Here is a 12,762-nt window from a genome sequence, read left to right on the forward strand (position 1 = left end):
CGATTAGTTCCCTGTGAATTGATACTGTAAGCCGACAACAACCGTGCGCGGAGCCGCCGGTGTAAACGTTGTCCGATCTGTGGGTGCGTTGCCACGGCTGGCATTGTTGGCGTATAGCTCATCGGTCAGGTTCAATACGTTCATATAGACTTCAAGGCCCTTCCAGACATAGCCCGTGCGGAAGTTGATCACACTGACACCCGGCGCACCAAATGCTCCGCGGTCGTTGTAGCGAACGGTATTGATCTGATTCTGATACCACGGGCTGATACGTTGCCATTCCAGGGCCGTGCGGAGCCCTTTTGCCCAGCAGGGTTTGTAGGTCAGTTCCGTATTAGCGATCCAGCGCGGGGCCTGTGGCATGTCGTAATCGGCCAGGTTTCGTACCGCATCCGACTGCCTGTTGCTCAAAGCAAAATCGACGAACCGGTGAACGGCGTTTGTACCACCGAACCGGAAAAACAATTGATCCGATGGTTTGTAGGTCAGGCTGTATTCAACGCCCCGATGCAGGGTCCGGCCCGCGCTTTGATAGTCGGTTGAGTTGTCGGGTTGCCGAATGCTGAGCAGTTCGTTGCGGCCGGCCATCTGGTAAATGCTCCAGTCGAAATCCACTTTCCGATCCAGCAGCGATGCCCACCCGCCAACTTCTACGTTCGTAAATTGTGCGGGCTGTAGGTTATAATAGAACGGAGGTTGCCCTGGCCCGACGTTCGGGTTCTTCCGGAAAACGGCCGTCAATCCGGGCGGTGAAAAACCCCGGCTCACGTTGGCGTACAAACCCCGGCTACGTCCCAGATCGTAGGTCAGCCCTAGTCTGGGCGATGCCTGCTCGTACGTTTTTATCCCCCTCGTTTTGTCAAGAAAGTTGTCGTAGTTAAAGCTCATGCGGTCGTAGCGAACACCCAGCGTCAGTCGCACATGGGGAATCGGACTAAAATCGTATTGAGCATAAGCGGCTACGTTGCGGATGCGGGCTTCGTAGCGGCTCAGGAACTGGTCAGGTAGTTCGCGTACCTGCACGTACCGCTCCACCGACCGCTTATCGGGACGAAGTACGGCCTGTAGTTCGGTCTGGTACGCGTAGTACGTGTTCGGCGAATTGTCGAAAAGCGCCCCGGCAATCAGTCGGCTGTCCAACCAGGCAAATCGCTGGCTGTGCTGCGCCATCAGGCCCAGGCTGCTAAAACTGTTGTCGTTAATCTCGCCCGTTGCGGTCGTAGCCCCTGACTTCCAGCGAATGCTGTAGTTTGGATTTTGCTTCAGGCTATTGTCGCGTCGGAACGCCGTCATAAAGCTCTCGCCCTGGGCCGACCAGCGATGTTCCAGCGTTAGTCGTGACCGGAGCGAGTACACATCCCGGTACGTGAAATCCGTAGTGCTGGTATAGTTTCGGCTGTAGTACGCTACGCTGTCGACGCTGCCGCTGGTTTGTGAGTGGTATTTGTTGAACACTGTGGTTGCGATTAGCCGGGTACGGTCGGATAGTACATACTCAGCACGAGTATTGAGCGACACTTTATCAAAATCACTCTGCGACTGCCAACTATTCCGCTGCCGCGCCATTGACCCACCCACGAATACGCCAAACCGTTTGGTTAACATGCCACCGGCTCCGGCCTGTACGCGCCGATACCCCCAGCCATCGCCCAACACCCCCACACGTACCACAGGAACGGCCGTCGGCCGGTGTGTCAGGAAGTTAATTGCTCCCCCGACTCCTTCCGGACCATACAGCGACGATACAGGCCCCTTCACTACCTCGACCGAACTGATAGCAAAGGCATTCAACTCAATCAAGGCGTTATGGTTGAAAACGCCCATCGGCCGAACAGGCAGTCCATCCTCCAGATACAGATAGTATGCGTTGGTACCAAACGGCTGGCGGATACCCATCGAGTGCTGCTCGTTACCCAGATTCGGCATCACCACGCCCGGCGTTTTGTTGATAACTTCGTAGAGGTTAACGGCTTTGGTTTCCTGAAGCAGTGTCGGCGACAGGCGGCTTATAGCCATAGGCGCTTCCGAACGGACCTGAGCTTCGCGGCTGGCGGTTACGATGATGGGCTGCAAATCCTCAACCTTCGGGGTTAGCGAAACGACCATTTTGCCGGTTGAGACTGCAATAAGCGTTTCCTGGTAGCCTACGCTCGATACCTTCAGATGATCACATGGCTGGGCGGTTGGCAGCGAGAAGCGTCCCAGCTCATCGGTAACCGTCCCGATCTGCGTACCCGGCAGCCGGAGTGTTGCGCCTGGAACGGGTTCCTTTGTTTGCCCGTCAATAACGACCCCCTGGTAGGTGATCTGTTGCGCTTGCAACAATAAGCTGCTCATTACCAGGGCAACGGTACAGATGATAGACACAAGTTTCATGGTTAAAGGCCGTACCCGGCTCTCTTTGTTGTTTACTGAGCCAAAGTTGGATTCAACCTTCTTCAGTGTTGACACACGAATCTGATGAAGCGGAAAAAGCCCCCGGTGAAACGACTTTTTAAGGCCGTGGACATTTGCGACACAGCCCTTTACAAGCTATCCACAATGAACTGATGGACAGATATTTATAACGTATAAATAACACATTACTCTCTTGTCTTACAAAAGCGCAATTGTGTCCTTGTATCAGAAAAGTCTTTACATTTGCCTCGTTGACAATCCTTTCCAATACACACTCCGGCCTGCATCTAAAAACGCCCACTTCGGGCAGGTAGACTGATTTTGCCCTACACTCTGCGTTTCAGGCGGAGTTACTACATCTCTTTTTCAGCTTTCGGAAATCGTATTCAATGGGGATTACAGGGCGCGTGTATGCCTGTTAGATTCACCTTGGCCGTCGGCTTCCTGATGCTCTTTACTCACTGTTTTAGACGAAATAGCCATGCAACAAGCGTTCAATAAATCGATTATCCGTGATTTCTACGTCCGATCAATTGGTCAGGGCGATATAGCCTTCGCCGAGCAGGTATTAGCCGATGATTATATACAACACAGTCCGGGTATGAAGCCTGGCAAAGCTGGTGTTATTGAGGCCCTTCAGTACATGAAGCAGTTACCCCGACCGGCCACTACGTCTGAGCCATTTACGCGCCTGATCGCCGATGGCGACTACGTCGTGACGAACCTTTGCTTCGATTGGGACGGTCAGCGAAAAGCCGTAGTAGATGTATTCCGATTTGAGAATAATAAAATGGCAGAGCATTGGGATGCCGTTGAGGATGCACCCGCAGTAACCGCCACTGGCAACCCGATCATGGATGGACCGATGCCCATGGAGGATGGCACCCCGACGGTGGCGAACAAGAGGATTGTCAGTACGTTCTACGAGCTTGTTTTTGTTAAGCGACACCTTGGCGATCTTTCCCGCTTTGTGTCGCCCGATTTGATTCAGCACAATCCGGCAATTGCCAATGGACTCGCCGGATTAGCAAGTTATCTGGACCAGAAGGCCAACAGCCTTACCATTGACCAGGTGCATCGGGTTATCGGTGAAAGCGATTTTGTTGCCGTGCAGGCTGGTGGGTGGTTCGAGCGGAAGGCGACCATGTTCTATGACATTTTTCGCCTGAGCAACGGTAAAATCGTCGAACAGTGGAGCCTTAAGCGCATGACAGCGTAGCGGTTCTAATTAAAGCCGAACCCGTGATGCAACGGGTTCGGCTTCCTCAATTATTGAGCGAGTTGCGTATCGGCGAAATAAACCATCGCTTTGTGTAAGAACGTGGCAAAAGCAGGATCTTCATGCCCGGTATAACTTGCCGTATAGCGAAGATCATCCACGTACAGTTGCGCTAAACCTTTGTAGGCTTCGGCCATGTTGCCATTGCCGACAGAGTTACCCCAGAACTGCCGAATGTTGGCATAGTGACGAGCAATTTGCGCCTGCACCGCCTGGCTGGCGGGGTCAGCGTCTCGCAAACGAGCCAATGACTGAGCAATGTCCAACGATTCGGCCTTCAGGGCTTCAACATTGGGCTTACCCATCTGCCGCAGTTTGTTCTCAGACTCCTCAACTACCTGAGCGCCGTACTTCTCGACGGCTTCGCGTCGGTAGGTTTCCGCTTGTTCTTTGGGAAACCCCGCGTATAATTCTTCATCTGTAAGCATACCTTCTTCTCCTTTAAGTTTTAACATCGTTTTGTCGATCGTATCCAACAATACCGACAGCCTGTCCCGGCGGACCTCCAACGCTTGCCGATGGCTTTGCAACGCCGTCAGCAGGTTGAAATCAGGGGCATCCAGCATGGACTTGATCTCCGTAAGGGGAAGGTCCAGCTCTTTGTAGAAGAGGATCTGCTGCAGTCGGATCAACTCGTCTTCGCCATAGAGTCGGTACCTGGCCTCAGTACGGACAGACGGCGTCAAAAGCCCCAACCGGTCGTAATGGTGAAGCGTGCGCACGCTCACCCCCGCCAGTTTCGCCAGTTTCCGGACAGAATAGTGTCTCATAGTCGGGCGTTGTTAGAATCAACGCGGTAAAAGTAGGCTATGACGTAAGGGGAGAGTCAAGTAGAATTTTCACTTTTTTTCAGGAAGTAATCATCAGGCAGCTAAGGGCTTACGTTTTTAGCCACCTGCTCTTTATAACCATTCTGAATTAATCTCTAAATCCTCCTATCCAATCCTTGATTTTTATACATTTGTACTTCCTTACATCGTTCTAATTGAAACGACTAACTCGCTCATTCCATGAACAGAAGAGACGCCCTCATGCGGGTTGCTGCGCTGGTCGGCACTACGGTGTCGTTGCCTGCGCTGGCTGATACGCTCGAAGCGTCGGCCATCCGTCGGGCTACCACCGGTAAGCCGGTATTTTTCACGGCCGATCAGGATGCAACCGTTGCCGAGCTGGCAGATACAATCATTCCGACTACGAAAACGCCGGGTGCAAAAGCAGCTAAAGTCAATGAAATCATTGATGTTCTGGTAAAAGACTGCTATAAAGAAGAAGATCAGAAACGTTTCCTGGAAGGGTTGGCACAAACGAATAAACTAAGCCAGGAAGCTTATGGGAAAGCGTTTGTTCAGCTTGAGCCGGCGCAGCGGATCGAAATTGTGAAGAAACTCGAAGCCGACGCCAAGCAGCAGCGCGCTGACATGGCTAAGGCCCGGGCGCAGAATGCCAGCGGTCAGCAGGACGTGCAGATGCCGAACGAGAAGCGTAAGAATGTAACGCCGTTCTTTACCATGCTGAAAGACCTGACGCTGACTGGTTATTTCACCTCCGAAATTGGATGTACACAGGCACTGGAATACGTAGCCGTTCCGGGTCGGTACGACGGTTGTGTTCCGCTGAAACCTGGCCAGAAGGCGTGGGCAATTTAAGATAGTTTACTGTTTACAGGTATCGGCTAACCGCTCCGCACTAAATCAGAACGGAACATTGGCGCACCGGCGGCTGTAAACCGAAAACAGAAAACCTGCTAACAATGAATCTCAATATTGACGCTAAAAAAGATATGACCTACGACGCTATCGTCGTCGGGTCGGGTATTTCTGGGGGCTGGGCCGCAAAGGAACTGACCCAAAAAGGGCTGAAAGTGCTGATGCTGGAACGTGGGCGCGACATCAAGCATATTGAAGGCTACGAAACAGCGACAAAGAATCCGTGGGACTTCCCCCACCGGGGCCGCGTTACAACGCAGGCCGCCGAAGAATACTGGGCCAATATGCGTACTGGCTACACGGCCAACGAAGAATGGCGCCACCATTTTGAGAATGACAAAGAGAACCCTTATCTCGAAAAACCAGGTCGTCAGGTAGACTGGATTCGGGGCTACCACGTGGGCGGCCGGTCGCTGATGTGGGGACGGCAAAGCTACCGCTGGAACAAAGAAGACTTTCTGGCCAATGCAAAAGAAGGAATCGGCGTTGACTGGCCGATCCGCTACGAAGACCTCGCGCCGTGGTATACCTACGTAGAAGGCTTTGCTGGTATCTCGGGTTCTAAAGACGGGCTGGATGTGCTGCCGGATGGTAACTTCCTGCCGGCTATGCAGATGAACTGCGTCGAGAAAGAAGTCAAGAAACGAATTGAAAAGTCATTCGCCGGGCGGCACTTTCTGATTGGCCGGGTGGCTCACCTGACCGATCCTAAGCAGTTCCACTACGATCTGGGCCGGGCGGCCTGTCAGTATCGGAACCAGTGTATGCGGGGTTGCCCCTACGGCGCTTATTTCAGCACGCAGGCGGCTACATTGCCCGCAGCAATGAAAACCGGCAAGCTGACGCTACGTCCTGATTCGATCGTATCAGAAGTGCTCTACGACGAGCAAAAAGGGAAGGCAACCGGCGTTCGGGTCATTGACCAGAATACCAAGGAAGTACGCGAATACTTCGCCCGCATCATCTTCCTGAACGCATCGGCATTTGCCAGTACGTCGATTCTGATGAACTCGAAGTCAAAGCGTTTCCCGAACGGTATGGGTAATGATTCGGACCAACTGGGCCGCAACATCATGGACCACCACCTCGCGGTTGGCGCTTCCGGTACGTTTGAAGGCATGGAGGATCAGTATTACTACGGTCGCCGGGCCAATGGCATCTACATTCCACGCTACCGCAACTGGGGCAACGACAAACGTGACTACGTTCGTGGCTTCGGCTACCAGGGTGGCGCTGGTCGGGCCGGCTGGAACCGGGGCAACGGTATGGAAGGTTTTGGTGCCGACTTCAAGGAAAGTCTGACTACACCGGGTCCATGGACGATGAGCATCGGTGGTTTCGGCGAAATGATCGCTGATCCGAACAACCGAATGACGCTGTCGCCGGACCAAAAAGACAAGTGGGGTCTTCCGTTGATCGTATTCGACGCAGCCTACGGCGACAACGAGAAGAAGATGCGGAAGGACATGATGAACGACGCAGCCGAAATGCTCGAAGCAGCCGGTTGTAAGAACGTAACGCCGTACAACGACGAATCGAAGCACCCCGGTATCGGTATCCACGAGATGGGAACCGCCCGCATGGGTCGCGATCCGAAAACATCGGTACTGAATGCGCATAACCAGATCCATACGGTGAAAAACGTATTCAATACGGATGGAGCCTGCATGACGTCTGCTTCGTGTGTGAACCCGTCGCTGACGTACATGGCCCTGACGGCCCGTGCTGCCGACTTTGCCGTGAAAGAAATGAAGAAAGGCAATTTGTAAATCGAAGCATAGCGTTAAAACAAAAGCAGCCGGCATTACGTCGGCTGCTTTTGTTTTAACGCTTATTCTTGGCAGACGCCTGTCTGGATGACCGGTTATTCAGATGGCATATTCTGAAGCGTCGATCGTAGCACCGATTCAATACCGGGTAGTTCAGCTTCTAGGGCCAGGATATAATTATACACGAGCGGTACAATTACCGTTGGAGCCGCTCGTGCGACGATGAGTGATTCTATTTCTTCCAACTGGAGACAAACCTTGTCCAGGCCCAGCATTTTTATGGGGGCTTTCTGACTGTGAAGCAATTGCCCAACAATTTCCAGGTCATCCGCGGCCAATGCCTGGCGTATCTGTTGCATTTGCTCGACAGTCTGGCTCAGGAACAGCTCCAGTAGTTGAGTTGCCAGAAACAAATCGCCTTCCACTACTTCCAGCAAAGGTTCCATTGTAAAGCTGGTAGCATCGGCTGCTGGAGCCGTCTCCGGCTCAACTGCAATCTCCTCAGCCGGTCCGTTGGGTACGTACTTGCGAATGAGTTGTTGCAGGTCGTTGGGCATAAAGGGCTTTGACAAAAAGTCGTTCATGCCGGCCTGAAGGCACTGTTCGCGCTCACTCGCCAGAGCATGGGCAGTCATCGCGATGATAGGCGTTTTGTTGTGCAACGTGTTTCGGATGTGACGCGTTGTCGTATAGCCATCCATAATCGGCATCTGAATATCCATCAGAATCAGGTCAAACGTACTTCGCTGGAGCCATTCGAGCGCCAGTTCGCCGTTTTCAGCAACCTGAGCCGAATGCCCCAGTCGGCTTAGCACACTCAACGCCAGCTTCTGATTCATTGGGTTGTCTTCAACAACCAGAATACGCAATGTCTGGCCGGTCTGTTTCCAGTTCGAAATGGATTTATTTATCAGTTGATCACTCTCGCCTTTCGCAATTTTGTACGGAATCTCCAGCGTAAACCAGGACCCTTCCCCGGGTGTACTGGTTACTCGTATCCAGCCGCCCTGTAATTCCACCAGCGACTTAACAATGCTCAGGCCGAGCCCCGTCCCCCCGTAGAATCGGGTGGTTGAATCACTGGCCTGCCGGAAACGTTCAAAAATATAAGGCAGCGCCCCGGAGTCAATACCAATTCCGGTATCCTGGACCACAAATCGAACCCGTACAAATCCACCAGTTATTTCCCGTTGCTCAACGCGCAAGCTCACTCGTCCCTGTTTGGTAAATTTAATCGCATTACTCAACAGATTGAGCAGGATCTGAGTAAGCCGGGTAGGATCGCCCATCAGCACAGGAGGCAGGTTAGGATCCACATCGACAACCAGTTGTAAATCTTTGTCGACGGCCGTGGGCAGCAGCATGGTGCGGATCGAATCGCTGAGGGATTGGATGCTGAAAGGAATCGTTTCCAGGCGTAGTTTACCAGCCTCAATTTTGGCGATGTCCAGAATGTCATTAACGATGGTCAGCAGATTTTTACCGGCGGTATGGATGTAACGGACAAATTCCTGCTGCTGTCCAGTTAACGCGTTCGTATCCAACAGATTCGAAAAACCAATGATCGCGTTGAGCGGTGTACGGATCTCGTGACTCATGTTGGCCAGGAACTGCTTTTCAGTATGACGGGCCTCACTAAGCGCAAACGAAAAGCGGTAGGCCAACACCAGCGACTGAAGAAAGAAAAAGCCCAGATACCCTGTGAACAACAATGCTTTGGCCGGCATTGCGATACCGAAATACTCGAGAATGATAAAGCCAAAAACGACCATTAACAGGGCCGTACTCATTAATGAAAAACGAGCCCCAGGTCGACGCCGTTTAGCCGCCAGCCAGTACACATAAAACGCATACCCGATGTAGCAGACCATGAGCGCCAGAAACGGATTCATGAGTTTGGTAAACAGAACCGTTGGCAGTAGTAACACGGTTCCGGCAAACCCAACACACAACCAGGTCATTATCGCGCTGACCCGGCGGTCGGTATCCTGGGAATACAGCGAATGCGTATACAATACAAAGATCGCCACGCCCACGTATAGCGACAGGTATTCGAGCCGGATCGTCAGTTGCCACGACAGATCGGGCAGTATGGTATGCAATACGTACGGGTGGGTACCCACGATACGATAGCAATAGACCAGGCAGAATAAACCGTAGAAAAGAATAGCCCGATCGGTACGGCTGAAACTAAATAAGCCAAGGAAAAACAGGCCACTCATGAACAGACAGCCCGTCAGAAACAAATCCAGGGCGCGATCCATTGTCAGGATAGCATCCAGCCGCGTTCGCTCGCCCAGCCGAATCGCCTGAGACGTTCCTCCCTTGGCATGGTGAAAATTAGCCAACTGCATAAGTAGCCGGAGCGTATCGCCCGAAGCGGGGAGTTCGACCAGTTGAGTTGACCAGTAAGGTTGGGTTTCTGCCAATGTAGTGGCCGGCGTACCATCCTGCGCAAATTCCTTACCATTTACAAAGAGCCGGTAGGCCGAGTATTGATCCGGCAGCTCCAGGGCCAACCCACTCGAATGAGCAGGTAGCAGAACGGTTAACGAGTACGTAGCATATCCCTGGGCCGACACAGGTTTGCGCTGCCAGGTAGTTCCCTCCCACAATGCAGGAAATTGAATAAACTCAAACCCGGCATCAGGCTGGTTAGGGTCGCGTAGCTGGTGCCAATACCATTTCCACTCGCCATTTAACTCAACGACCTCCTTCGATAAATCCGTTTTGCGTAGATCGAGTACGCCCCGCACGGTTGCCGGTTGATCAGCATGTGCCCGGAAGAAGCTACAACAGAGTAAAACAACCAGCAGTGCTTGCCATCGGCCTGTTTTACCAATAGCATAGAATACACCAGCGCCGAATGGACCAAACGCATTACCCGCTCCATCATCTGGTGAATATGTCCCTATCTGCCGGCTCAAATCTGTAGTTACGGTTAGTAAAATACTTAAGTAAAACCTGCATCATTTATAAATTGCCGCAAGTTACGGTATATCTAAAAATGAAACAATTTGTATCTTAATAACGATAATTTATAAATATAGTCAATTCAAAGTTACCGCAATAAAGTTAATTGGTAATTTAAATAGATTGCACGGTTCGAGCAATTGTGTATACAGCTCTAAATTTAAATCATCTGCGAAAGTTTAGCACTTTTTCTTACCGATAAATCAATCACCAGCACGCTTACTCAACATACATTTAACCACAGGCTACAATTTATTATAAAGCGTATAAATTGACTCCAATTCGTACGCTCATGAAACCGCAAGCTGTTCATCACTCGGCTAATATCATGGACCCGTCGCTACAGCCGGTGTACCGGCGTTTGCGGGGGTATGCATTTGATCCCAGCTTTGCGGTTCAACTCAACTCGGTTGGTATCAATACACTGGTTTATCCGGTACGTTGGGAAGGCGATCTGAAACCCGGCCCGATCGGTGAATACGTTGAGGTGGTCGATGTAGACCCGGCCAGTGGCGTTTTCTACCCTCCCCTCGATCTGAACGATCCAATTCTGTTGGCGCAGGACGGGCTGCCACCTTCGGAAGGTAATCCGCAGTTTCATCAGCAGATGGTATACGCTGTGGCCATGACGACGATCCAGAACTTCGAAAAGGCGCTGGGCCGACCAGTACTCTGGTCGTCGCGGGAGGGACCGATCGATGCCGACGGCTGGCCGACCGAAACGTATGTGCAGCGGCTGCGGTTGTATCCACATGCCCTCCGCGACGCCAACGCCTACTACAGCCCTTCGCGCAAAGCGATTCTGTTCGGGTATTTTCCGGCCCGCCCCAGCGACGTAACGGCTCTGATGCCCGGCAGTCTGGTGTTTACGTGCCTGTCGCACGACATCATTACGCACGAAGTTACCCACGCCCTGATCGACGGCATCCACAAAGGCTACATCGTACCACTGCACCGCGATACGCTGGCCATTCACGAAGCGTTCTCGGACCTGGTTGCCCTGTTTCAGCACTTTACGTTCACGGACCTGATTGAAAACCAGATCGCCCGGACAAGGGGTGACCTCCGGAGCGATAACTGGCTTGCCCAACTGGCGCAGCAGATGGGCCTCGCTGTGGGAAATCATGGGTCTCTGCGCAATGCCATCGGCAACGCCGACAATGACGAAAAAGAATGGCGGTCGGTTACGCCTAATCCCAAACTATACGAAGAAGAGACAGAACCCCACGCCCGCGGCAGTATTCTGGTTGCGGCCGTATTTGACGCCTTTCTGAATATTTACCGCAAACGGACCGCCGATTTGTACCGTATTGCCACTAACGGTACGGGTGTCATGCCGGCTGGCGATTTGCACCCCGATCTGGTACGTCGGCTGGCCAGCGAAGCCTCCCGAACGGCTAAGCAGTTTCTGACCGTCTGCATCCGGGCACTGGATTATTGCCCACCTGTAGGCAGTACGTTCGGGGACTTTCTGCGGGCCGTCATCACGGCCGATGTCGACCTGGTTCCGAACGATCCGATGGGTTACCGTGTGGCGTTTGTGGAGTCGTTTAAGCGGTGGGGAATTTACCCAACAGGCATCCGTACGCTCTCGGTCGAGAACCTGACGTACTCTTGCTTCCAGGAAAGCGATCTACTGCCCATGAATAGCCTGGCTCCTACTGCCCTCGACAGTAAAAGCATAGAAGCATCGGAGCCGGAGCGATTCAAACGTCGGGTCGACGATCTTCTCAATGAAATTTATTACCTGCCTGCCGAATGGCTGCGGTTGCAGGGCAAAGCGGAAATGACGCCGGAACAGGCGCTGCCCCACACCTGGCACGTCTGGCTCGACACCATCCGGCCGTTGTACGCCCAGCTTATTCAGCCGATCACGACAGCAGAGCAGCAACCGGCGATGCTCAACCCCAAGCGGAAGCGTACATCGGGGCATGATTCGCTGGCTACTATCAAATACCTGGTCAGAAAGTATTTCGACGATACGTCGCTCATGCTCCAGAACCGCGAGGCCCTGTTCAACCTGACAGTCGACTATAAACGCCGGATCGAGCAGGCCATCCGGGAGTTCGACGGCGACTCGCTGAGACGTTTTCAGGGGTTGATGGGCCTGCTCTTAAATCCGGATGACCTCGTCATTTGCAACGACCATAGCGTAACGTTGCTTAACAAAGCCCTGCGGGATGAACTGAACCGACGTGGGATGCCCGAACGGATGAAGGAGATAACCGTCGAGTGGGTAAAAATTGATGAACAGGAGGGTTGCCCGAACTACGGGGTTTATACCCTCAGCCGGGCCCAGCGCATAGGACCGGAAACGAACGTCATCAATCAGGTTGTCATGACCATCATGCAGACCTGCCAGATCAAGCTGGCGGGTTACGATGCACCGTACGGATTCAAAGGCGGCTGCACCATCGTGCTGAACATCGACCAGCGCACAACCCGCTTCATCCGAAAAGACATGATCCGGCTACAGAATAGCCGATACGTCATCAGCGAAGAGCGGGCTGCGGCTGAAATAGTGCGCCTGTACTGCTACGTGCCGTCAGAAACCGAATCGCCGTTTGCGCCCCGGCTCGTTGGGCCGCATCAGGCGACGGAAGCGTTTGCGATTCTCCACCAGGGCCATTAATCCTCG

The 12,762-nt window shown here is 52.8% G+C and carries 7 protein-coding genes; 4 read left to right on the forward strand and 3 right to left on the reverse strand.

What is annotated here, in order from left to right:
- Positions 1–3: 3 nt before the first annotated feature.
- Positions 4–2,376 carry a TonB-dependent receptor gene (locus BN8_RS25180; protein WP_040006517.1) on the reverse strand — a complete coding sequence of 791 codons (2,373 nt, stop codon included), beginning with the start codon at positions 2,374–2,376 and terminating at the stop codon, positions 4–6.
- Positions 2,377–2,878: 502 nt separating this feature from the next.
- Here BN8_RS25180 and BN8_RS25185 point away from each other — a divergent pair.
- Positions 2,879–3,616 (forward strand): nuclear transport factor 2 family protein, encoded by a 738-nt coding sequence (locus BN8_RS25185; RefSeq protein ID WP_009284772.1) that lies wholly within the window; start codon positions 2,879–2,881, stop codon positions 3,614–3,616.
- Between the two features lie 50 nt (positions 3,617–3,666).
- Here BN8_RS25185 and BN8_RS25190 read toward each other — a convergent pair whose 3' ends face one another.
- Complete coding sequence (locus BN8_RS25190; RefSeq protein ID WP_009284773.1) at positions 3,667–4,446, reverse strand: MerR family transcriptional regulator; 780 nt, start codon at positions 4,444–4,446, stop codon at positions 3,667–3,669.
- A 240-nt stretch (positions 4,447–4,686) separates the two neighbouring features.
- On the opposite strand from BN8_RS25190, the gene BN8_RS25195 reads away from it, so the two are divergent.
- Together BN8_RS25195 and BN8_RS25200 are read left to right on the forward strand one after the other, a co-directional pair.
- Complete coding sequence (locus BN8_RS25195) at positions 4,687–5,322, forward strand: gluconate 2-dehydrogenase subunit 3 family protein (RefSeq protein ID WP_009284774.1); 636 nt, start codon at positions 4,687–4,689, stop codon at positions 5,320–5,322.
- 104 nt (positions 5,323–5,426) lie between these two features.
- Complete coding sequence (locus tag BN8_RS25200; RefSeq protein ID WP_009284775.1) at positions 5,427–7,151, forward strand: GMC oxidoreductase; 1,725 nt, start codon at positions 5,427–5,429, stop codon at positions 7,149–7,151.
- 95 nt (positions 7,152–7,246) lie between these two features.
- Here the strand turns inward: BN8_RS25200 and BN8_RS32070 are convergent, their stop codons facing one another.
- Positions 7,247–10,078, reverse strand: a complete 2,832-nt coding sequence (locus tag BN8_RS32070) for a response regulator (RefSeq protein WP_009284776.1) — start codon at positions 10,076–10,078, stop codon at positions 7,247–7,249.
- Between the two features lie 338 nt (positions 10,079–10,416).
- On the opposite strand from BN8_RS32070, the gene BN8_RS32075 reads away from it, so the two are divergent.
- Positions 10,417–12,756, forward strand: coding sequence for a gluzincin family metallopeptidase (locus BN8_RS32075; protein ID WP_009284777.1), 2,340 nt, complete (start codon positions 10,417–10,419; stop codon positions 12,754–12,756).
- The last annotated feature ends 6 nt before the right edge of the window (positions 12,757–12,762 follow it).

The organism is Fibrisoma limi BUZ 3, from assembly GCF_000296815.2.
GTDB classification, from domain to species: domain Bacteria; phylum Bacteroidota; class Bacteroidia; order Cytophagales; family Spirosomataceae; genus Fibrisoma; species Fibrisoma limi.